The organism is Streptomyces sp. NPDC059895 (genome assembly GCF_042731035.1).
Classification (GTDB): domain Bacteria; phylum Actinomycetota; class Actinomycetes; order Streptomycetales; family Streptomycetaceae; genus Streptomyces.
This window is the reverse complement of sequence record NZ_JBHWKO010000056.1, coordinates 12586-34257: the sequence shown is the minus strand read 5'-3', so window position 1 is coordinate 34257 and position 21672 is coordinate 12586. Positions and strand designations below refer to the sequence as shown.

The window sequence follows — 21672 nt, the reverse complement described above, 5'->3', positions numbered from 1 at the left end:
GCGGGCCGCGTGGGCGCGGTGCACAGCGGTGCCGGCCGACCGGGACGCCGTACGTGTCGCCGCCGTCCGGCGCACCGGTGGCCAGGCGCCTGGCCAGGCCTCACCCCTTCTCCGGCCCGGCGGGCCCGGCCGGTACGCACAGCCAGGCGAGGCCCGCGGCGGTCAGGTAGGCGAGTGCGCCGATGGCCATGCTGGTGCGCAGCCCGGTGCTGTAGTCGGTGGCTGTGGCGAGCAGGCTGCCGCCGAGCGCCACGCCGGTGGCGCTGCCGATCTGGCGGGTGGTGTTGAACAGGGCGGAGGCGGCTCCCGAGTAGGCCGCGGGTGCGGCACCCATCACGGTGGCGGTCGAGCCGGTGAGGGCGAAGGAGGTACCGAACCCCGCGGCCATCATCGGGGCCACCAGCAGCGGGTAGGCGGGTTCGGCTCCTGCCGCGGCCCAGCCGGCCAGCCCCAGGGAAGCCAGGAGCATGCCGGAGACCACCAGCGGACGGTCGCCGGTGCGGCGGGTCAGCCGCCCGGACAGCAGGGAGGCGAACATGGTCATCGCCACCGCCGGGAAGAGGGCCAGCCCGGTGCCGAGGGCACTGAAGCCGCGCTGGTGCTGGAACTCCAGGCTGGCGGTGAAGACCATGCCGTAGAAGCCGAAGTTGAACAGCAGGCCGATGACGGCTCCGCCGCCCATCGAACGAGAGCGCAGCATGCTCAGCGGAAGGACGGGAGAGCGCGCGGTCCGCTCGCGCACCGCGAACGCCGCCGCGGCCAGTACGGCCAGGCCCGCCCCGGCGAGAACGGCCGGATCGGACCAGCCTCGCCGTCCGGCCTCGTTGAGTGCCGAGGTCAGCAGCGCCACCGCTGCCACGACCGCGCACTGCGCCGGCCAGTCCAGGGCCCGGGCGGCGCGCCGGGGCGAGCGGGCCACATGCCGCAGCGTCAGCACCAGACAGGCCGCACCGGCGGGCAGGTTGATGAGGAAGACCCAGCGCCAGCCCACCGTGGACACGAGCAGACCGCCCAGCAGCGGCCCGGCGGAGGCCGCGATGCCGGCCATCGAACCCCACATCCCGAAGGCCCGGGAACGCGCGGCCGGCGCCGGGTAGGCCTGCTGGAGCAGGGCCAGGGAACCCGGCACGATCAGCGCCGCGCCGAGCCCTTCCACCAGCCGGGCCGCCACCAGGAAGGCGGCACTCGGCGCCAGCGCGCACGCGGCCGAGGACACGGTGAACACCGCCACGCCCCAGCAGAAGACGCGACGGTTGCCGAGCCGGTCGCCCAGTGCGCCACCGGTCAGCAGGAAGCCGGCGAAGACCAGCGTGTACCCGTCGGTGATCCACTGGATTCCGGTGAGCGAGGCCGACAGCTCCCTGCCGACCACCGGCACGGCGACGTTGATGACCGTCACGTCCAGGATCACCATGAAATACCCGGCGCACACCGCCAGCAGCGGCGCCGAGGACCGTCGCTCGGACTCCGGGGCCGGCCCGGGGGAGGGCAGGGACTCACCGCCACCGGCTGACTCCGCGAACGCCACGGCCTCCACTCCATCCCGTCCCCGTCCCCGGAGGAACTGCACCAGAAAGTCACGATAAGTGACATCTGCTGCACAGTGCGGCAACCGGGCTGCGCGCATCGTCCCCGGCGGGGGAACGGGGCCGCGCCGCCCGCCCGGCACCCGCGTCACGCACGCCGGCGAGTACACCGGGGACACCACCGACCCCGAACTCGCGGCCCGGGGAGGCACTCACCGACACCGTCCGCGCCCCGCACCGCGGCCGATCCGGAGCGTGCCGAGGGTGTCGACGCCGAGCCGGCCGACGGGGTCCCCGGTCCCGGCTACCGGTCCCCGATTCCGGCTACCGGCTATCGGTCCCCGGTCCCGGCTACCGGTCCCCGGTCCCGGCCCCCGACGCCTCCATGAGCACCTCTCCGGCCGCCGTCCGGACGTACAGCACCGACCGTCCGGCCCGCCGCCGCTCCACCAGCCCCGCGCCCAGCAGCACCCGCAGATGCCGGCCCACCGACCCCAGCCCCTGCCCCGTCACGGCGACCAGCTGGGTCGTGCTCATGGGGGTCCCGAGCAGCGCCAGCAATCCGGCCCGCGCGGACCCGATGAGCGCCCCGAGCCCGGCCGGGACGGGGCGCCGCCGGTGGTCCTCGGCCAGCACCCCGAGACACGGGTAGACGACGGCGTACCGCTCCCGTCCCTCCCACGACACCCAACTGGTCCTCGGCGTGACCGGCATGAACAGCAGTTCGGCCCCGGCGGCGATCTCCCGTGGCGGATACGCGTTCAGGTTGACCTGGATCCGGCTCTCCCCGAGCCACCGCGTCGTCCCCGGCCGCAGCGAGTCCAGCACGGCCGCCCAGCCGCCCTGGTTCACCCGCGCGGTCCGCGCGACCACGTCGGCCTCCAGGATGCGCCGCCGACGCTCCCAGTACGGCCGAACGGTGTCCTCCCAGACCCAGGTCAGGAGGGCGGTCGCCCGCTCGGGCAGGTCGTCCCGCTCCAGGGCGGCGGGGAGCGGGCCCCGGAGGGACACGCGAAGGTCGGCCCGTGCCTGCCCGGCCCCGGCCGCCCGCACCCGGGCCACGGTCTCCTCGAAGCTCTCCCCGACGCACGAGGTGGGGCAGAAGAAGTCGGCGATCCACGACGTGCCGAGTGCCGCCCGCACGAGCGGCGCGGCCACCGGGTCGGCCGCGAGGCGCGCGCGGTAGCCGGGCAGGTGCGCGCGCAGCCAGTCCTCCTCGCCGGGGTGGGCGCCGGTCCCCGCGTGCAGCAGTTTCAGGCTCGCGAAGGTCTCCGCGAACGGCGAGAGCACGAACCGGCTGCGCGCGAGGGTGTCGGTGCCGATCTGCCACAAGCCCATGCGTACGACCTTTCGTGTGTCGGCGAAACAATAAACACGGCCCCGGGCCGCTCCGAGACTTCGACGCATGCGCAGCTACCGAACCCTGTTCCGCACCAGGGAGTTCACCCCGTTCCTGCTCTCCTTCGCCGCTTTCGCCGCGGCCCAGACGATCGGCGGCCTGGCCCTCGGCACGCTGGTCTTCCGGGCCACCGGCTCCCCGTTCCTGTCGGCGGTGAGCATGTTCGGCCCGCAGCTGGCGCAGTTGCTGGGGGCCGCGCTCCTGCTCTCGGCCGCCGACCGCCTGCCCCCGCGCGTGATCCTGTCCGGCCTCGCCCTCGCCTTCGCGGCCGGCACGGCGGTGCTGGCGCTGCCCGGTCTGCCGGTGCGGGCGGTCTTCGCCGTCGTACTCCTCCAGGGCCTGGTCGCGTCGCTGGGCGGGGGAGTGCGCGGCGGGCTGCTGAACGAGATCCTGCCCAAGGACGGCTACGTCCTGGGCCGTTCGGCGTACAACATGCTCTGGGGCCTGGTGCAGGTGGCCGGTTTCGCGACGGGCGGCGCACTGCTGGCGCTCCTGTCCCCGCGGACCTGCCTGCTCCTCGCGGCGGCGCTGTACCTGATGTCGGCCCTCGTCACCCGCCTGGGCCTCACGGCCCGCCCACCGCGCTCGGCCGGCCGCCCGTCCGTCTCGGCGACCTGGCGCACCAACGCCCTCCTGTGGTCCTCACGCCCCCGCCGCCTGACGTACCTGGGCCTGTGGGTCCCCAACGGCTCGGTGGTCGGCGGCGATTCGCTCTACGTCTCCTACGCCCCCGGAGCCGCCGGCACGCTGTACGCGTGCGGGGCGCTGGGCATGTTCGCCGGCGACCTGGCGGTGGGCCGCCTGGTACCGCCCGCGGTGCGCCCCCGTCTCGCGACCCCGCTGCGCCTGCTGCTGGCGGCTCCGTACCTGTTCTTCGTCCTGCGGCCGGGGGTGGCGCTGTCGGCCGTGGCCGTCACCGTCGCCTCCGTCGGCTTTGCCGCGAGCCTGGTCCTTCAGGAACGCCTGATGTCCCTCACCCCCGACGACCTCGCGGGCCAGGCCCTGGGCCTGCACGCCACCGGCATGGCCGCCCTTCAGGGCATCGGCGCGGCCCTCGCGGGCACGCTGGCCCAACTGACCTCCCCGGCCACGGCGATGACGCTGATGGCGGCCGGATCGGTCACCGTGTCCCTGACCCTCGCGGCACTGGGCAGGCACGAGGCACGACGGCCGGCCGTCCCCGGTACGCGACCGGGCGTCCTGCCGGAACCCGCCGCCACAGACCAGTGACCTGAGTCGGACCGCCGCCCACCGGTACCGGGGCCACGGGAGCGCCGCGGCAAGCTGCCGCGCTCGGCCCGGGACACGGTGGCCGTGGCGGAGCGGCGCTCCGGTGGCGAGGGCTGCCGGGTCACGAGGACCGATCGGAAGGAGCCGCGTCCTGGCGGAGCCCGGGTCGGTTCTCCTGCCTGCCGCCTTGCTGGGGTGAGGTGCCGCGGACGGGCATCCTGGGAGCCATGTGCCGCTCGATGTGGATCTGGGTGAAGACCGCGACCTTGGCCCTCAGGGCCCACGGGTCGAAGGGCTTGGTGATGTAGTCCACGCCACCGACGAGGTAACCCTGACTGGCGTGGACCGGATCCGCGCCCATGGCGGTGAGGAAGATGATGGGAACGTCACGGTTGCGGTGGCGGCGCTTGATCTGGGCGGCCGTCTCGTAGCCGTCCATGTCGGGCATCTGCACGTCCATGATGATGACGGCGAAGTCGTCGTCGTCCAGGAGGGCTTTCAGCGCCTCCCGTCCGGACGAGACCGTGACGAGATCCTGATCCAGCGTGCCGAGCACGGCGGTGATGGCCAGCAGGTTGTCGGGCTGGTCGTCCACGACGAGAATCTTGGGCATGCCCGCGTCCGGCACAGCCGGGAGCACCGTGGGACGTTCGAGAGCGTCGAGCTGACGCTCCAGCAGCTGGCAGCGCTCTTCGGCGGCAGCCCTCTCCTCCCTCGTGCTTTGCAGTTCCTCACCGAGTCGGGTGACCTGCCGTTGCAGCACGTCACGTTCCTCGAGCAGCTGGGTGACATCGGGATGAGCGGCTGCCAGTTCATCCGCACGTCCCCGCTCCGCCTTCCAGTCCGCCTCCAACTGCGAGAGCCGCACCTCCAGGTCGTGGATACGGTTCGTCCGCTCCAGCAGAGCGTCGCCCAGGACATCTCCCTGAACGCTGGAACGCCGGGACCGGCGGTCGGCGTCGGCCAGCTGCTCCTCGAGGACCTCCATCGCGTGGTGCTGCGAAGAGCCGGCATCGATCGCGGCCCGGTACAACTCCCGGACGAGCTCGACGGCCTCGGGCGTCACGGCCGTCCCCCGGTGCTCACCGAGGTCGGCCAACAGCTCCCTGACGATCTTCCACGGAGGCAGCCGGGTGCCGTTGAGGTACCGGGAAAGCGTGCCGGGGTCCCACTGCCGGCGCGCCGCGTACCGGCGCACCGAGATTCCCAGCCCCTCGAACAACTCCCGGAGGGCCTGGGCCAGAGCACGCGTCGCTTCGGGAAGGTCACTCCCGAGCGGCCTCAGCTCACCCACGCTCCTCTCCTTCCGGCCTGCGAGACGCGGCGCCGCGCGCTCCGTCGCTCACGATCAACCGGTTGAAGAGCGAGGCAGCCAGTCCGGCCGCGGCGAGACCCGCGAGCACACTGCGGGAAGGCCCCTCACCCCCCGTCCAGGACAGTGCTGCCGCGACACCCCCGCTGAGCGCCGCGAGCAGCAGAACGAGCGCTCCTCTGGTCGTCAACAACGGCTGTTCCATACGGTGTCCATCCACTCGGCCCCTGGCCGAGCGGCGAGGGGAGCCCATCACCCGCGCGGCGGATTGCCCTCGGGGTGACACACAGAATGGAGTGCCGCGAACCTGTTGCGTACCGAAATCCGCGAAGCAACACCCGTACTGCGGTGTTGCATGCGGCGACGTGACCGGGCAACGCGACGTTTCCCGAGGTCACGTGAGCCCTCTCGCACCAACCGTTGCCAGTGTGTTGCGCGCAACGTGGGCTCCCCCGCGCAGACCTCACGGAGGCGTGGGACCGGCGCCCGGGCGCAGGTCGTCCGGCGCCAGCCGGACGGAAGCTGGCTGCGTCTGCTCGACCAGCCCGAGTTCGTCCTGCCCACCGGCTGACCTCCCCGGGATCAGCGAGGCGCCCGGTCCCAAAGCGGACGGAGCGGTGTGGGGCCCGGCCGGCTGCGGAGTGGGGCAGGCTCCGCAGCAGGGTTCCCGGCGGGGGCGCGGACGGGTCCAGGGTTGCGCTGGGCCGGCGGGTCACGTCGATGGCAGGGCGGCTGCGAGGGCGTTGATGTCGGCGGTTTCCAGGACGCGGCGGGGTGCGCCGCCGCGGGTGGCCTGGAGCATGGCCTGTCCCAGCAGGAGGCTGGTGGTGACGTAGCGCGGCATGAGGCGCCGCAGCACCGGATGGAGAGGGGTGACCACCCGGTAGAGCAGGACGTAGGACTTCGTCTTCGCCTTCGTGCCGGGCAGCGGCGTGATGAACGCGGGGCGGAACATCAACGACCGCGGGTCCAGCTCCAGCAGGGCGTTCTCCGTCTCGCCCTTCACCCGCGCCCACATCATGCGGGTCCTGCCCGTGCCGTCGGTGCCCGCCCCCGAGACGTAGCAGAAGGCCGGGTGGGGGCCGGCGGCCAGCAGGGCGCGGGCCGCGGCCAGCGGGAAGTCGTAGGAGACCACCCGGTAGGCGGGCTCCTTCATGCCGGCGGCGGAGGTTCCCAGGCAGTAGAAGCAGGCGTTGTAGCCGGCGAGTTGGTCCTGGACGTCCCCGAAGTCGGTGAAGTCCTCATGGTGGAGTTCGCGGAGCTTGGGGTGGACGCGGCCGGTGGGCGTGCGGCCGATGACGAGGACGTCGGTGACCTCCTCGTCACGCAGGCAGGCTTCCAGCACTCCCTGGCCCACCATGCCGGTGGCGCCGAAGACGATGATGCGCACAGTGATCCTGTTCTGTTCGTACGGCCCATTCCGCCAGGTCGCCGTGCGGCGGCTCAGGCGGGGAAGTGGAACCTGACGTCGGTGAGCTGCTCGGACACCCCCCAAAGGCGCTGCTGAAGAGCAGCGTCACGGGACTTGGCGCTGGAGGACACCGCCCGGGGGTAACCCCGCGTGCCTCCCATCCTGCCGGGGCCGTAGTACTCGCCGCCGGACACGGCCGGGTCGGTGGCGGCCCGCAGGGTGGGCAGCGCGCCCATGGCCGAGCTCTGGGCGAACAGGGGCAGGAACAGGTCCGCGCCCTTGCGCAGAAGGAACGCGCCCGGCACATCGGCGGCTTCTACGGCTTGCTCAGCCACAACGCCAAGGCCGTCTACCGGTCTCCAGCAGCAGCTTCAGGGCGGAGCGGATCGTCCTCATGGGACGCCACACCGCGCGCACCGACCTGGGCCGCGACTTCGGCGCCACGGACGTGATCGCCGAACGCGGCGAGGAGGGCATCGCCCGCGTCAAGGAGCTGACCGGTGGCGAGGGCACCCGCAAGGTGCTGGAGTGCGTGGGCCTGAAGGACGCGATCGTGCAGAGCTTCGGCGTGGTCCGCGACGGCGGCACGATCAGCCGGGTCGGCGCACCCCGGTTCGCCGACGTGCCCTTCGGGTTCGCCGACTTCATGCGCGACATCACCCTCACCGGCGGCGTCGCCCCGGCCCGCGCCTACATCGGAGACCTCATGCCGTACATCCTCGACGGCTCCATCAGCCCCGGCCGCGTCTTCGACCGTACCCTCGGCCTGGAGGAAATCGCCGACGGCTACCGGGCCATGAACGACCGCGAGGCCCTGAAGGTCCTCATCCGCCCCTGATCCAGCCCCCACCACCGGCCCGCCACCTCTGGACGCGGCCCGGCACCCCTGTGCGCCCGCACCACTTCCTACACTCACCGCATGAACAACTACACGTGCACCCATTGCGGCACCGTCGGTCTGATGGAGGGTTTCATCGAGGACGCCGGCGAGCATTCGCGCGGGTACGCGCGCTGGATCGAAGGCGCGTTGGAGCGGGGGATCCTCGGCGGCGCCAAGCGGATGGGCCGGCTCCGGCGGCAGATCGAGGCGTTCCGCTGCCCCAAGTGCGGGCACCTGGAACTGTTCGCCACCGGCGAGGTGTAGTCGGCGTAACCTCAGGCCGCCGGTTCGGACATCCCAGGTGAACGCACCCGAACGGACACGGGCGGCCCGGAAGTCTCTCGTCCGTGCTCGCCTCCTCCGGTACAGTCGCGGGATTGTTCTCACTGACGGGAGCCCATGAGGTTCGCGTGTGGACTCCCCGGCAGTTCCCAGGCTGAAGGCAGGTTTCGTCATGGCATGTCGGATCAGTGAGCTCGTCCTCGGTTGCCGCGACCCTGAGCTGCTGGCGCGGTTCTGGTGCGAGGTCCTGGACTTCGTCGTGCTCGATCGCGAGGACGACGGAACTCTGGAGATCGGGCCGCGCGAAGGGTTCGGTGGTCCGCAGCCGACGATCATCCTCAGTCGCAGGGATGAGCCGGAGAAGGGGAAATCCCGGCTGCACATCGACGTCAACGCCACCGACCGCGATCAGGACGCCGAACTCGAACGCCTTCTGAAGCTCGGTGCGCGCCCGGCCGACATCGGCCAGACGGGGGAGGAGCAGTGGCATGTGCTGGCCGACCCCGAAGGCAATGAGTTCTGCCTGCTCAAGGCCCGCATCGACCCACTCTGACGCTGATCGGCCACGCCTCGCCACCAGGTACCTGGGCTCTGCCCCGAAGTCCGGTGTGACGGCGTGTCGCGATCGTGAAGTAGGTAGTAGACGAGGTCTCCGGCGCAGGGTTCGTCGACCAAGAAGAACCCCCTCCTGGGGGGACTTCCACTGCCGGAGCCGCCGGCCCGCGGCAAGGAGGGCGAGGAGACGGAGCGCACGCCGGGGCCGGACGGTCGGCTGCCACCGGGCCACCCGGAGTGTCTCGCGCGCGTACCCATGACGGACGTGGAGCGGGAGCTCTGGTCCGCCCTGGACCTGGACGCCTGACGAACGCGTCAGCGGCGTGCGACACGGTCGCGGAGTACGGCACGCCCGCGCTCTGTACGACGGCGCGCGGGCGCGTGACCCCCTCCGCCCCGCCGATCGGCGAGGCCGACGGACCGGAATGCCACCGCCCGCCCCACCGCGGTGTGCCGGAGCCGGACCGCGTCCTCGGACCCCACACCTCGGCCACGGCCTGCCGCGACGCCGCCGCATCGCACGGCGGCGCACGCTCGGATAGTCACGCCCTGACGGAAGGCGCGACCGACCGGGCCGCCGTGCGCCGGTCGTCGCCGGCTCAGGGCCCGAGCGTGCTGCTGCGCTGTGCCGGTGGGAGCAGCAGGATCTCCAGGGCTTGTGCGCAGGCGCGCGCCTGGGCGAGGAACCAGGCGAAGCGGTCGCTGGTGAGCAGCTGGGGTGTGCCGCGCAGGGCGAGTGCGAAGCGCGCCGAGCCGAGATGGTCGAGGACGGGCACGGCGAGGGTCCGGATCCCCTGGGCCGACTCGCCGTCGTTGAGCGCGTACTCCTGCTCGCGCACCCGATCCAGCTCGACGGCGAGACGCTCCCGGTCGACGATGGTGCGATCGGTGAAGGCCCGCAGCGGCGGCAGCGCCTCCGCGCCGGTCTCCCCGGGCCGCGGCCAGGCCAGCAGCACTTTGCCCAGCGCCGTTGAGTGCAGCGGGCGGCGCAGCCCCACCTTCGGCGTGACCGAGCCCCCCGCCACGATCACCACGTGCGGCCCGCTGCGCAGCGCCAGGTCGGCGGTGGCACCGGTGCGCCGGGCCAGGTCCGTCAGTTCGGGCGAGGCCAGGTGCAGGCCGCGCTGGTGATACGACAGACGGCCGAGTTCGGTCACGGCGGGTCCGAGCCGGTAACGCGCCGTGCGGGCGTCCTGCTCGAGGAAACCGGCACCCAGGAGGGTGCGGGCCAGCCGGTGCGCCGTCGACGTGGACAGGCTGAGCCTGCGGGAGATCTCCGAGGCGCTGAGGTCCGGAGCGTTGTCGTGGAAGCAGTGCAGGACGTCCAGGGCCCGCTGGACCGCCTGTGCCCCCGCTATCGGAGTCTGTGCCACCGTCCCTCTACCTCCCGTCCTGCCACGCCGTGCCTCTTCCCGTCCTGCCACGCCGTGCGCCAGAGATTCCCACATGACGGGAAGCCGGATGAGCGTTCACCCCCTGTCGAAACAGCCTGTTCACGCTCACTCCCACATCATGGGAAGCAGCTTGCCGCCCGCTGGAGGCGCATGTCAGGCTGCGTGCACGCCGCCGGAACCGGTCCGGCGCGGGTCACCGAAAGGGGCGGAGCCATGAGCGGGACCGCTGCGCCCCTTCTGACCACGCGCCGACACGTCGACCTGGGCCGCGTCGCCAGCGCCGTCTGTCGCTGATCCGCACCGGCCCGCCGGCAGCCCTCGCGGCCACCGCGTCGGGTGCGCCGCCGGCCCGTACACGTCGGTGCGCCGCCGGCCCGTACACGTCGGTGCGCCGCCGGCCCGTACACGTCGGCGCGTCACCGGCCCCTGCACGGCGGCGGCGCGCGACAGCCCCTGCACCTCGGCGCGCGCGACAGCCCGCGTACCCACCGGCCCGCCGGATGCCCTCGGTGGAACCCGGCCGGTCGCCCCCACCCGCACCAAGCACCGAAGCGACGGCCGCACCGAGGCCCGCGCCTGCCCTGCGCCCGCTCCCACCATCGCCGCCTTCGCGGCGAGCAGCCTTCCCGGGAAGAGCCCATGACGCACCCACCCCTGCCCGAAACCCTGTGGTTCACCCGCTGTCCGGTGCCCACCGCGACCGGCATCGCCGCCGACCGGCGCTGGCTCGCCGAGGAGTTCGCACCGGACGAGATCGCCGTCCGCTCCCTCCAGGACGCGACCTCCGACGTGGACGACGCGATCCGCGGCACCCACTACACGCACACCCTGCCCGCGTTGTTCCGCGAGGGCGGCAACGTGCCCGCGCTGTGGGCCCGTTCGCGGGGCGAGGCGACCCGTCTGATCGGTCTGACCTGGATCGAGGAGCGCCAGGCGGTCCTGGTCGCGCCCGGCTCGCACCTGCGCGGCGCCGCCGCCCTGCGCGGACGGCGACTGGCCGTGCCCCGGCACCCCGTCGCCATCGACTTCTGGCGGGCCATGGCCCTGCGCGGCTTCGAGGGCGCGCTGGCCTCCGCCGGACTCGGCCTGGAGGACGTGAAACCGGTCGACGTGCCGGCCGACGGCCACACCGGACAGTGGGCCGCCGAACTGGCCGCACTGACCCGCGGCGACGTCGACGCGGTGTACGTCAAGGGCGCCGTGGCCGTCGAGGCCGCGCGGCGCGCCGGCGCCGAGGTGGCGGTCGAACTCGACGAACTGCCCGACCGGATCCACCGGGTGAACAACGGAACCCCGCGTCCCATCACCGTCCACCAGCGGCTGCTCGACGAGCACCCCGACCTCGTCGACCGGTTCCTCGCGGTGCTGCTGCGCGCCGCCGACTGGGCGGCGCGGCAGCCGGAGGAGGTGGCCCGCATTCTGGGCGCCGAGACCGGTGCCGGCGCGGAGGGCGTGCGCGGCGCCTACCGGCCCGGCACCCACCGCACCCTCCACCCCGACCTCTCCGAGGAACGGCTCTCCCTGCTGGCCCTCCAGGAGTCGGCGCTGCGTGCCCACGGCTTCCTGCCCGAACCCGTCGACGTCCGGGCCTGGGCCGACCCCGAACCGCTGCGCCGCGCCCGCCTCCGCCTCGCCGTCCACCGGCCCCCGTCCCGCTCTCTCGACACGTAGGACTGCCATGCGCCTTTCGAGACTTCTCCCCGCCGCCCTTTCCACCGTCACCGCCCTCGTCACCCTCACCGCCTGCGGCACGTCACAGGCCGACACCGGCTCCGGAACCGCCGCCACGGTCACCGTCCGCATCCCCGACCCCGGCAACTCCGGAGTGCTCGCGGTGGGCAAGAAGGACGGCTCCCTCGCCGAGGCGCTGGCCGAGGTGCACGCGAAGGTCGCCTGGACCGGCAGCGCCGGCCCCTTCGCCCCGGCGGCGCAGGCCCTCAACGCCGACCAGCTCGACATCGCCACCGGCTCGATCACCTCCGGCATCACCTCGCTGTCGCAGAACCCCCGCTTCAAGTTCTTCACCGCCACCGCACCCGACCCGGTCGGCGAGGGCATCCTCGTCAAGAACGGCTCCGGCATCGACTCCGTCAAGGACCTCGTCGGCAGGAAAGTCGCCGTCAACCAGGGTGGCACCGGCGAGTACCTGCTGCTGAAGGCGCTCGCCGAGGAGGGCATCGCCGCGGACGAGGTGGAGCGGGTCTACCTGCGGCCCGACCAGACGGCCGCCGTCTTCAACGCCGGCAAGGTCGACGCCTGGGCGGTCTGGGCGACGTACTCCGTGGCCGAACTCGGCGCCGGCAAGGCACACTTCCTGGCCGACGGGCAGGCCATCGGATCGGACAACTACAGTCTCACCGCCGTGCGCGCCGCCTTCGCCGAGCAGCATCCCGACGTCGTCAAGGCGCTCTACCAGTACCTGCACGACGGCAGCGTCAAGCAGAAGCAGGACCCGGCCGCCTACCTGAACGTCACCACCGACGCCGGGCCCCAGGCCCTCACCGGAGAGGCCAAGCGCATCCAGGTCGAGTTCACCGGCAAGGGCGGCACCGTCGAGCCGATCACCGACGCGGACATCACCCGGTTCAAGGCCGTCGCGAGCTTCTACGCCCAGCAGAAGGTCACCCGCACCGAGGTCGACATCGCCGCCCACCTCATCGACGTGACCACCCTGTCATGACGGCCACCCACGAGATCCCGGCACCGCCGGCCGGCGCGGGGCTGGTGACGCCCCGGGCCGCCGTCCCACGGCCCCGCCCCCGCCGGATCACGCTCGCCGTCCGGGCCCTGGGACCGGTCGCCCTGCTCGTGCTGTGGTGGGCCGCCTCCGCCACGGGCGTCCTCACCCCGGACGTGCTCGCCTCGCCGGCCGACGTGGTCCGCGCGATCGGCGAGCTGTGGGGCAACGGCCAGCTGTCCGACGCGCTCGCCACCTCGCTGACCCGCTCCGTCACCGGTCTGCTCCTCGGCCTCGCCACGGGCCTGACGCTGGGCGTCGTCACCGGATTCACGCGCCTGGGCGACGAACTCCTGGACTCCTCCCTGCAGACCCTGCGGACGATCCCCTTCCTGTCCCTGGTCCCGCTGTTCATGGTGTGGTTCGGCATCAACGAGATCGCCAAGGTCCTGCTGATCGCCGTCGCCACCACCTTCCCGATGTACGTCTCCACCTCCAGCGGCGTCCGCAACACCGACGCGAAACTGGTCGAGGCGATGCGCAGCTTCGGCATGAGCAGGCTCGCGATCGTGCGTGAGGTGGTCCTGCCCGGCGCACTGCCGTCGCTGCTGGCCGGGCTCCGGCTGTCGATGACGCTCAGCGTGATCGCGCTGATCGCCGCCGAGGAGATCAACGCCACCGCGGGCATCGGCTATCTGATGGCCCAGGCGCAGAGCTACGCCCGCACGGACGTCCTGGCCGTGTGCATCCTCGTCTACGGCCTGTTCGGGCTGCTGGCCGACGCGATCGTCCGGCTCCTGGAGCGGGTGCTGATGCCGTGGCGGAGGGCGGGCCGATGACCACCGCCGTCGAAGTCAGCGCGCTGCGCAAGGCGTTCGGACCACGGGCCGTGCTCGACGGGCTGGATCTCACCATCGGGCGCGGCGAGTTCGTCGCCATGCTGGGCGCCAGCGGCAGCGGCAAGACGACCCTGCTGAGGATCCTCGGCGCCCTGGACAGTGCCGACGCGGGCAGGGTGCTGGTCCCCGGCGCGCGCACCGTCGTCTTCCAGGAGCCGCGCCTCGTGCCCTCCAAGCGGGTGCTGGCCAACGTGACCGTCGCCCTGCCCCGCACCGAGTCCGCACGGGGCCGCCGGGCCCTGGCGGAGGTCGGCCTGGAAGGCCACGCCCGGGCCTGGCCCGCCACCCTCTCGGGCGGTGAGGCACAGCGCGTGGCCCTCGCCCGCGCCCTGGTCCGTGAGCCCGAACTCCTGCTCCTGGACGAGCCCTTCGCCGCCCTCGACGCCCTCACCCGGCTGCGCATGCAGGACCTGGTGGGCGAGCTGTGCCGGGCCCACCGGCCGGCCGTCCTGCTCGTCACCCATGACGTGGACGAGGCCGTGCGCCTCGCCGACCGCGTCTGCGTCCTGCGCGACGGCCGGCTCGTCACCGACGAGCCCGTGGACGTGCCCCGCCCCCGCGACCCGGGCCACCGGTCCTTCGCCGCCCTGCGCCGCCGCCTGCTCAACGACCTGGGCGTACCGCCCACCACGACCGAAGACACCGGAGCGCACTGAATGACTGTCACCATCGGCGTCCACAACAGCAACCCCACCCTCTACTACCTCTCGCGCCTCGACTACGCCGCCGAGGAACTGGCCGCGCTGGGGGAGACGGTCGTCTTCCACCCCTACACCGACGGCGTGCGCACCGGGCCGCTGCTGACCGAGGGCGTCATCGACTTCGGCGGTACCGGCTCGACCCCGCCCGTCACGGCCCAGGCCGCAGGCCACGACATCGTCTACGTCGCCGTCTCCGCCCCGCGCCCCGACCACGGCGCGCTCCTGGTCACCGAGGACAGCCCCGCGCGCACGGTCGCCGACCTCGAGGGCGGCACCGTGCACCTGGCGATCGGCTCCTGGCAGACCCATCTCGTCGCCAAGGCCCTCGACGACGCGGGACTGTCGTACGCCACCGACATCACCGCCGAACGGGGCGGCGAGAAGAGTGAGAAGCTGCTGCGCGACGGCTCCATCGCGGCCTGGGTCGCCCAGGGGCCGCAGCTGGCCGCCGCCCTGCGCACCGGAGGCGTCCGGGCGCTCGTGCGCACCGGCGACGTCATCACCGACCGCTCGGTGTTCTTCACCCGGCGCGAGCTGGCCGAGAACCGGCCCGAGGTCGTCGAGGCACTGGTCCGCGCCCTGCGCCGGGCCGACGCCTGGGCCGAGGCCCATCCGGGCGAGGCCGCCGCGATCGCCGCCGACCACCAGGGCGGCACCGCCGCCGACTGGGAGACGGCCCTGCGCGCCCTGCCCTGGCGCATCGAGGACGTCAGTGCGGAGTTCCTCGCCGAACAGCAGCAGGCCGCCGACATCTTCTCCCGCACCGGCTTCATCGACGGCCCCGTCACGGTCGCCGACGCCGTGGCGCGCAGGGACTGAGGGGAGACACGACCATGGCCTTGGAAGTGCTCTGGTACATCATTCCGCGCGAGGGCGCCTACCCCTGGGAGCCCGGCGGCCGCCGCCCGGTCGACCTCGGCTATCTCCAGCAGCTCGCCGGCACGGTCGAACGCCTCGGCTTCAGCGGTGCGCTGCTCGCGACCGACCTGTACGACGTCTGGCCGCTGGGGAGCGCCCTCGCCGCCGCCACGAGCCCCCGTTTCCAGCCGCTGCTGGCCGTCCACCCCGGTCTGATCGCCCCGACACTGCTCGCCAAGATGGCACTCACGTTCGACACCCTCTTCGGTGGACGCCTGCGCTTCAACGTCGTCAACGGCTCGACGAAGACGCTGCGCGAGTACGGCCTGAACGTCGGGCACGACGAGCGGTACGCGCTGAGCGCCGAGTACTGGTCCATCGTCAAGCGGCTCACCGCGGGCGAGGTCTTCGACCACCGGGGCCGGTTCTACGATCTCAAGGGCGCCGGCTCCTCTTTCGGCGACCTGAAGCCGACGCAGACTCCGCACGTGCCGCTGTGGTTCGGCGGCTCCTCCGAACCGGGCATCGAGATGGCGGCCCAGCACGTGGATGTCTATCTCACCTGGGGCGAGCCGCCGCACCTGCTGAAGGAGAAGCTGGACCGGGTGCGCGAGCGGGCGGCGGCGCACGGCCGCACCCTGCGCATCGGCCTGCGCTTGCACCTGATCGTCCGCGACACCGAGGACGAGGCCTGGGCGGCGGCCGACCGGCTGCTCGACGTCACCAGCGAGGCGACCTACGCCCGGCAACTCGGCGACCGTGCGGGGGAGGAGGGCGTCGGCTGGCAGCGGCAGTTCCGCCAGCACGGCGGCCGGGTGCCCGCCAGGGCCCGGGAGCTGGAGACCCACCCGAACCTGTGGCCGGGCATGAGTCTGTTCCGCCCGGGGCCGGGCACGGCGGTGGTCGGCTCGGCCGCCCAGGTGGTGGAGCGGCTGAGGGAGTACGAGGATCTGGGCGTCGACACCTTCATCCTCTCCGGCAACCCCCTGCTGGAGGAGGCGTACCGGGTCGCGGAGACCGTCCTGCCCGCCCTCGGTGTCAGGCCGTGAGGCATGCCGGCGAGCGGGCTCCGGCGCCGGACCGTGAGGCGTGCCGCCGGGCGCCGCTTCCGGTGGTGTGCCGCAGCCCCGGCTGCCGCGGGGGGTGGGCCGGCTGGACTTCTCCCCCTCCCGTCCACCTCCGGGGGCTACTTCCGGGGGCTACCTCCGGGGGCTGACCCCCTCCACCGTCAGGCCGAGCAGCCGGTGTGCCTCCGCGGCGGGGTCCGGGTGGTGCTCCGTGGCCAGGGCGATCCCCGTGACCAGCGTGATCAGGTCGGCGATGGTCACGCCCGGCGCCACCGCACCGGCCCGCACGGCGTTGCGCAGCAGCGGATCGGCCGCCCCGGTGAGCTGTGCCGAGCAGACGTTCACGTGGTCCGGGTCGTCCGCTCCGTCCTCGAGCAGCGCATCGGCCATGCCCCGCGCGGAGGCGGCGTACGCGGTGAGCGCGCCCAGCCAGTCCAGCAGCGCGGCTCGCGCGTCGGCCGCCCCGGCCAACTCCCCGGCGCGAGCGCACAGGGCCTCGATCCGCTTGCTGAACACAGCCTCCAGCAGCGCGCGCCGGCCCGGGAAGTGCCGGCGCACGGTCGCCGATCCGACTCCCGCGACGCGGGCGATCTGCTCCAGGGAGGCGTCGGCGCCGTGTGCGGCGACCTCCTCCTCGGCCACGGCGAGGATCCGCGCGTAATTGCGCCGGGCGTCCGCGCGCTGGACGGTCATGGCGTCCTCTCCGAGCTTGCTAAGTGGCGGGGCCCTCCGTATCGTACCCGAAGGTAAGTGGCGGGCCCCGCCACTTACATCGCGTGCCACCACCTGAGGAATCCCCATGACCACAGAATCCGCACCGGTCCTGGTCACTGGCGCGACCGGCAGACAGGGCGGTGCCACCGCCCGCGCCCTGCTCGCGCAGGGCGTGCGCGTCCGGGCACTGGTCCGCAACCCCGCCACCGGCCGGGCGAAGGCGGTCGAAGCCCTCGGCGCCGAACTGGTCACCGGCGACCTCGACGACCGCGACTCCGTGACCGAGGCCGCCGAGGGAGCCCGCGCCGTCTTCTCGGTCCAGATGCCCGACATGGACGGACGCGGCTTCGAAGGCGAGGTCGCCCAGGCCGTCCATCTGATCGAGGGGGCGCGGGCGGCCGGAGTGCCGCAGTTCGTGCACACCTCCGTCTCCGGAGCCGGGCAGCACACCCGCTGGGTCAAGGGGCCCTGGGCCTGGATGGAGCCTTACTACACCGCGAAGGCCGGCATCCAGGACCGGGTGCGGGAGGCGGGCTTCGCGCAGTGGACGCTCATCAAACCGGGCTTCTTCATGGAGAACTTCCACCCCTGCGCGGACATCATGTTCCCCCGCGGTGTCGAGGGCGGACTGGTGAGCCTCCTGAAGCCCGCGACCCGGCTGTCCCTCGTCGCGGTCGAGGACATCGGCAGGGCGGCCGCCGCGGCCGTCGCCGCGCCCGGGCGGTTCCACCGCGTCGAACTGGAGCTGGCGAGCGACTACCTGACGATGACGGACATCGCCGACATCCTCTCCCGCAACCTGGGCACCGAGCTGACCGCGCCCGACATGACCGAGGAGGAGGCGACCGCTGCCGGAATGCCCGACATGGGCTTCGCGCAGGCTCACATCAACGAGCACGCTCAGCCCGCCCGTCCGGAGTTCGCGCGAGACCTCGGCCTCTCCCTCACCACCTTCGAGGCATGGGCACGAGAACACCTGAGGGCGACCGCCTGATCATCGCCGTCGTCGCAGTCCTCGCCGCCACCGCCGCTCGCCTCCCGGGGATCCCGGCGGCGGCTCTCGGCGGTCGCGTACGGCCCGGAGGCGGACGCCTGGTGGCCGCCGGGCGCGCGAGTGGCCCACTCGCGCGGGGGATGCGGCGCGGTCGCGGGGCGCTCGGCGGCCGCCGACGGTGACCGGCCGCGCCGGCGGCGCATCCGTCGACGCGGTCGCCTTCAGTTTGCGGCGGAGCGTCGCCCGGCTCGCTCACCAGGCGGTGACCCGTCTCCGGCAGGTCCGGGCCCCGGCGCGCCCGCGCCTGCTCCACCGGTGATGTACAAAACGTACGGGCGGCATGACTGTGCGCGCACGATGCAAGTCCGACAGCGCCCCTTGCAGGTCCTCCAGGCGCGCCGGGACGTCGTCTGTGTCGTCAGGGGCGGATGATTGCGGTCGGGCCTGCGCAGGCTCGTTCTCGTGTGGGGTGGAAGGAGTCGTTCGATGGTTGACGAGCCGATTCTGGTGCTCGCCGCGACCGGCGGACAGGGCAGGGCTGTGACGGACGCGCTGCTGGGCCGCCGGGCACGGGTCCGGGCGCTGGTCCGCGACCCGGACCGGAAAGCCGCGCGGGAACTGGCCGCACAGGGCGTCGACGTGATGGCAGGATCGCTGAGCGATCGTGAGTCGCTCGCCGCGGCGATGAACGGGGTGGCGAGTGTCTTCGCGTTCACCACTCCCTTCGAAGCCGGTACGGAGGCAGAGGTCGGACAAGGGCGGGCGATCCTGTCCGCCGCGACGCAGGAGCGTGTCCCGCACCTCGTGTTCAGCTCCGTCGCCGGGGCCGACCAGGACAGCGGAGTACCGCATTTCGACAGCAAGGCACGCATCGAGCGGGAGTTGGCCGACGGCGACGTGCCGTACACGATTCTGGGGCCGACCTACTTCTTCGACAACGCGCTGGGCGGAGCGGAGCGTATCGTCAGCGGCCACCTCGATCTGCCGCTGCCCCCCGATCGCCCGCTGCAACAGCTCGCCCGCCGCGACCTCGGCGCCTTCGCCGCGGAAGTGCTGGTCGACCCCGCTTCCTACGTCGGGCGGCGCATTGAACTGGCCAGTGACGCGCCCACGCCCACGCAGATGGCGGCCTCGTTCAGCGTGGCACTGGGACGGGAGGTCCGCCACGAACAGGTACCGCTGGCGGCGGTCGGCAACCCTGACATGCACGCCATGTGGACGTTCCTGAACGGGCCCGGCTATCGCGTCGACATCCCCGCCCTCCACGACGCGCACCCGGAGATCCCCTGGACCCGTTTCGCGGACTGGGCACACCGCACATGGGCGGACGCCCGCTGAGACGTCTGCCCGACGCGCGGGTCCGGCCGGCTGTTCCGGCGGCCGCTGAGGCCGATGGCCGTCAAGACTTGCTTCGCGGTGTCCCTCTTCCTGCCGTGGCCCGAGGCGACGTTCCCCCCGGAGCGGACGCCACCGTCGCCCAGGACCGCTCGGCCCACAGGGCGACGAGCGCCTGCGCGACCTGGTCCGCCACCGCCACGGCTCCGGTGAAGGAGAAATGTGTGTCGTCGGCGCAGCCGTCGGGGTAGAGGGGGTGTTCGCCGGCTGCGAAGTGCGTGAACAGCGCGCGGGACGCCTCCTCGCCGAGCCGGCCGTACAGCTCCGCCGTGCTGCGCGTGAGGTCGATCAGGGGCAGGCCCCGACGGTGCGCCAGGTCACGGACGGCCTGCGGATAGTCTCCGTGTGTGGATTGCAGCATCCCGTCGGCGAAGCGCCGTCTGCTCACCGGCGTGCACAGCACCGGATGGGCGTGGCCGGCCAGCACCTCGTCGACGGCCTTCTCCAGGTAGCGGGTGTACCCCTCCCTGGCAGGCAGCCCGGGATCCTTCTGGTCGTTGTGGCCGAACTGAAGGAGCACCACATCGCCGGCGCGCAGCTCGTGGAGCAGGGCAGCCCACAGACCCTCTTCCCGGTGGCTGCGCAGCGTGGCGCCGCCCTTGGCGGTGTTGAGCACGGTGACCGTGGCGACGGTGCGGTCGCCGGAGGAGAAGGCGGCCTGGAGGCGGGCGTTCAGCGGAGCCCCCAGGTGGGGACCCCACCCTGACATGGGTGTCTCGTGCGCGGGGCAGACGGCGACGGTCGAGTCGCCGGCGAGGAGGACCCGCGGCATCTGATTCACGTGATTCATCCCTTTACCGAGCCGATCGACTCACCGTTGGCGAATGTCCTTGGCGTGACGGATGGACGGCGGGAACCGGGAGGTGAGCGGTGTGTCCTCCTGGCCCTGGCAATCGATCTCCAGATGCTCCCGCCGCCTCCCCTTCCCGCTTGAGCGAAGTGCACGCTAGGTTCGGCGGGAAACGGCTGTCAACCCTTGGTGTGACGATCCTCGCGGACACCTCGCTGACCTGTAAATCATGTGTGAACCGGCAGGTCAGTAACAGGGAGATGCTCATACGGTCCGGATGCCCACGTCGTGTGGGGTGCGGCCATCGCCCTCTCGACAACGTCGTGTGCCGCAGCGTAACTTGCTGTGAAAGCGATTTCCTCAAGGTAGGGGCCGCTGTTCACCGCTCGGCGTGCATGTTCCGCCGTACCGCGCGTCGACCCGCCGAGCGAGTAGCGCCCCCCCGCATCCCTCGCCGCGCCGTCGGAGGCCCCGGCTCGGCCGCCGCCCGGGGCATGGCCCCCCGCCCCGAACGCGGCACCGGCGCCGGAGCCGACCCCTTCACACTCGACCTGCGCGACGATCCGTGCCTCGCAGCGCTGTACCTGAAGGCCGGGCACCACGACGGATACCGCCGCGACCAGGACCCGTTCGCTCTCGGGATCACGATCGAGGACAAGATGTCCGTCCCGGTCGACTATCGCCGTGGTGCCACCCTCACGTACTCCCTCAACGCCCACAGCCCGTGGGAAGGCTACGTGGTCTCGATCAACGGCACGCGGGGGCGCGCGGAACTCCGCGTCGTCGAGCGAGGACACATCCGGCTCGACGGCGGCGGCAGGATCGCCCTCGACCCGAGCGCCACGCCGGGAGCCTCGGCCGTCGACCCGGTCCGCCCGGTCGAAGACCGCCTCGTCGTGCAGAAGCACTGGAACTGGGCGGAGGAGGTCGTCATCCCCGACGGGATCGGCGGACACGGCGGTGGCGACGCCATCCTCCTCGAAGACGTCTTCCGGCGAGACCTGCGTCTGCACGCCGACCCGCTCGGCCGCGCCGCCGGGCATCTCGACGGAGTGCGCGCCGTGGCGGTCGGCGGCCCGGTACAGGAGGGGTTCACCGAGGTCACCCCGGAGACGCTCCACACCGCCGAGCAGGGCTACGGCTTCACCGACACCACCGACATGATCAGCCGCGACCGCGGCAGCGCCCTGGACGCCCTGCAGCGGGACTTCGTCGCGAAATTCGGCGGGCGGTACGAATTCTCCGCGGACGTCCCCAACGGTGTGTACGCGGTGACCGCTCATGTCGGCGACCTGCTCGGCTCGGCGCGGACGAGCCTCTCCATCGAGGGCGAAGACGTTGGCGGACTCTCCAGCAGCCGTTCCGTGGTCAAACGCACCTTCACCGACGTCGTGGTGACCGACGGGCGGCTCAGCGTCGTGATCTCCGGCCAGACGGCCCACCTCAACGGCCTGGAGTTCACGAGGATCGACGACCGTTCCTGCTAGTGCCGATCTTGTGCGACGGTCCGTCGACGTGGCCGGGGCGGACCGTTTCGCTTCCGGTGGCCGATGGCGAGCATGGTGGCGGGCCGGGAGGCGACACCGAA

Annotated in this window: 21 protein-coding genes and 2 pseudogenes; 15 read left to right on the top strand and 8 right to left on the bottom strand. The window is 72.5% G+C overall.

Features of this window, described 5'->3' with window-relative positions; all coding sequences use genetic code 11:
* Positions 1 to 100: 100 nt before the first annotated feature.
* Together ACFV9M_RS36985 and ACFV9M_RS36980 are read right to left on the bottom strand one after the other, a co-directional pair.
* Positions 101 to 1528 carry an MFS transporter gene (locus tag ACFV9M_RS36985; RefSeq protein ID WP_385074347.1) on the bottom strand — a complete coding sequence of 476 codons (1428 nt, stop codon included), beginning with the start codon at positions 1526 to 1528 and terminating at the stop codon, positions 101 to 103.
* A gap of 349 nt (positions 1529 to 1877) precedes the next feature.
* Positions 1878 to 2864: a winged helix-turn-helix domain-containing protein gene (locus ACFV9M_RS36980; RefSeq protein ID WP_385074349.1), complete on the bottom strand. Its 987-nt coding sequence runs from the start codon at positions 2862 to 2864 to the stop codon at positions 1878 to 1880.
* A 67-nt stretch (positions 2865 to 2931) separates the two neighbouring features.
* Here ACFV9M_RS36980 and ACFV9M_RS36975 point away from each other — a divergent pair, with 67 nt between their 5' ends.
* The gene (locus ACFV9M_RS36975) at positions 2932 to 4155 is read left to right on the top strand and encodes an MFS transporter (protein WP_385074351.1); all 1224 of its coding nucleotides are present in this window, start codon (positions 2932 to 2934) and stop codon (positions 4153 to 4155) included.
* Positions 4156 to 4276: 121 nt separating this feature from the next.
* Here ACFV9M_RS36975 and ACFV9M_RS36970 read toward each other — a convergent pair whose 3' ends face one another.
* Positions 4277 to 5449 carry a response regulator gene (locus ACFV9M_RS36970; protein ID WP_385074353.1) on the bottom strand — a complete coding sequence of 391 codons (1173 nt, stop codon included), beginning with the start codon at positions 5447 to 5449 and terminating at the stop codon, positions 4277 to 4279.
* Positions 5450 to 5927: 478 nt separating this feature from the next.
* Between ACFV9M_RS36970 and ACFV9M_RS36965 the strand changes: the two are divergent.
* Positions 5928 to 6038: pseudogene (locus ACFV9M_RS36965) on the top strand (DUF4440 domain-containing protein); the annotation flags it as partial.
* Positions 6039 to 6179: 141 nt separating this feature from the next.
* Here ACFV9M_RS36965 and ACFV9M_RS36960 read toward each other — a convergent pair.
* Both ACFV9M_RS36960 and ACFV9M_RS36955 read right to left on the bottom strand, forming a co-directional pair.
* Positions 6180 to 6857 (bottom strand): NAD-dependent epimerase/dehydratase family protein, encoded by a 678-nt coding sequence (locus ACFV9M_RS36960; RefSeq protein ID WP_385074356.1) that lies wholly within the window; start codon positions 6855 to 6857, stop codon positions 6180 to 6182.
* 53 nt (positions 6858 to 6910) lie between these two features.
* Positions 6911 to 7213, bottom strand: coding sequence for a hypothetical protein (locus tag ACFV9M_RS36955; protein ID WP_385074358.1), 303 nt, complete (start codon positions 7211 to 7213; stop codon positions 6911 to 6913).
* A gap of 41 nt (positions 7214 to 7254) precedes the next feature.
* Between ACFV9M_RS36955 and ACFV9M_RS36950 the strand changes: the two are divergent.
* The 3 genes and pseudogenes from ACFV9M_RS36950 to ACFV9M_RS36940 form a co-directional block, all read left to right on the top strand.
* A pseudogene (locus tag ACFV9M_RS36950) lies at positions 7255 to 7716 on the top strand (zinc-binding dehydrogenase); the annotation flags it as partial.
* Between the two features lie 81 nt (positions 7717 to 7797).
* Positions 7798 to 8022 carry a hypothetical protein gene (locus ACFV9M_RS36945; protein ID WP_385074360.1) on the top strand — a complete coding sequence of 75 codons (225 nt, stop codon included), beginning with the start codon at positions 7798 to 7800 and terminating at the stop codon, positions 8020 to 8022.
* Between the two features lie 190 nt (positions 8023 to 8212).
* Entirely contained in the window at positions 8213 to 8593 is a 381-nt protein-coding gene (locus tag ACFV9M_RS36940; protein WP_385074362.1) for a VOC family protein, read from the top strand.
* A 601-nt stretch (positions 8594 to 9194) separates the two neighbouring features.
* On the opposite strand, the gene ACFV9M_RS36935 is transcribed toward ACFV9M_RS36940, so the two are convergent.
* Entirely contained in the window at positions 9195 to 9968 is a 774-nt protein-coding gene (locus tag ACFV9M_RS36935) for an IclR family transcriptional regulator (protein ID WP_385074364.1), read from the bottom strand.
* A gap of 171 nt (positions 9969 to 10139) precedes the next feature.
* On the opposite strand from ACFV9M_RS36935, the gene ACFV9M_RS36930 reads away from it, so the two are divergent.
* The 7 genes from ACFV9M_RS36930 to ACFV9M_RS36900 all read left to right on the top strand — a co-directional run bounded on the left by ACFV9M_RS36930 (position 10140) and on the right by ACFV9M_RS36900 (position 16173).
* Positions 10140 to 10283: a putative leader peptide gene (locus tag ACFV9M_RS36930; protein ID WP_385102650.1), complete on the top strand. Its 144-nt coding sequence runs from the start codon at positions 10140 to 10142 to the stop codon at positions 10281 to 10283.
* 345 nt (positions 10284 to 10628) lie between these two features.
* Entirely contained in the window at positions 10629 to 11660 is a 1032-nt protein-coding gene (locus tag ACFV9M_RS36925; RefSeq protein ID WP_385074367.1) for an ABC transporter substrate-binding protein, read from the top strand.
* Between the two features lie 7 nt (positions 11661 to 11667).
* Complete coding sequence (locus tag ACFV9M_RS36920) at positions 11668 to 12669, top strand: NrtA/SsuA/CpmA family ABC transporter substrate-binding protein (protein ID WP_385074368.1); 1002 nt, start codon at positions 11668 to 11670, stop codon at positions 12667 to 12669.
* Positions 12666 to 13505 (top strand): ABC transporter permease, encoded by an 840-nt coding sequence (locus tag ACFV9M_RS36915; RefSeq protein WP_385074370.1) that lies wholly within the window; start codon positions 12666 to 12668, stop codon positions 13503 to 13505. The genes ACFV9M_RS36920 and ACFV9M_RS36915 overlap by 4 nt, the downstream gene beginning before the upstream one ends.
* On the top strand, positions 13502 to 14221 hold the full coding sequence (locus tag ACFV9M_RS36910; RefSeq protein WP_385074373.1) for an ABC transporter ATP-binding protein: 720 nt from the start codon (positions 13502 to 13504) through the stop codon (positions 14219 to 14221). Before ACFV9M_RS36915 ends, ACFV9M_RS36910 begins: the two co-directional genes overlap by 4 nt.
* Entirely contained in the window at positions 14222 to 15085 is an 864-nt protein-coding gene (locus ACFV9M_RS36905) for an ABC transporter substrate-binding protein (protein ID WP_385074375.1), read from the top strand. It abuts the gene before it with no gap.
* Between the two features lie 14 nt (positions 15086 to 15099).
* Positions 15100 to 16173, top strand: a complete 1074-nt coding sequence (locus ACFV9M_RS36900; RefSeq protein WP_385074378.1) for an LLM class flavin-dependent oxidoreductase — start codon at positions 15100 to 15102, stop codon at positions 16171 to 16173.
* Between the two features lie 150 nt (positions 16174 to 16323).
* Here ACFV9M_RS36900 and ACFV9M_RS36895 read toward each other — a convergent pair whose 3' ends face one another.
* Complete coding sequence (locus tag ACFV9M_RS36895; protein WP_385074381.1) at positions 16324 to 16884, bottom strand: TetR/AcrR family transcriptional regulator; 561 nt, start codon at positions 16882 to 16884, stop codon at positions 16324 to 16326.
* Positions 16885 to 16990: 106 nt separating this feature from the next.
* On the opposite strand from ACFV9M_RS36895, the gene ACFV9M_RS36890 reads away from it, so the two are divergent.
* Positions 16991 to 17899 (top strand): NmrA/HSCARG family protein, encoded by a 909-nt coding sequence (locus ACFV9M_RS36890; protein WP_385074384.1) that lies wholly within the window; start codon positions 16991 to 16993, stop codon positions 17897 to 17899.
* Between the two features lie 486 nt (positions 17900 to 18385).
* Positions 18386 to 19237: an NmrA/HSCARG family protein gene (locus ACFV9M_RS36885; protein WP_385074387.1), complete on the top strand. Its 852-nt coding sequence runs from the start codon at positions 18386 to 18388 to the stop codon at positions 19235 to 19237.
* Between the two features lie 61 nt (positions 19238 to 19298).
* On the opposite strand, the gene ACFV9M_RS36880 is transcribed toward ACFV9M_RS36885, so the two are convergent.
* Complete coding sequence (locus tag ACFV9M_RS36880) at positions 19299 to 20066, bottom strand: rhamnogalacturonan acetylesterase (RefSeq protein WP_385074420.1); 768 nt, start codon at positions 20064 to 20066, stop codon at positions 19299 to 19301.
* Positions 20067 to 20578: 512 nt separating this feature from the next.
* On the opposite strand from ACFV9M_RS36880, the gene ACFV9M_RS36875 reads away from it, so the two are divergent.
* A complete protein-coding gene (locus ACFV9M_RS36875; protein ID WP_385074390.1) occupies positions 20579 to 21571 on the top strand; it encodes a hypothetical protein in 993 nt (330 codons plus the stop codon).
* Positions 21572 to 21672 lie beyond the last annotated feature (101 nt).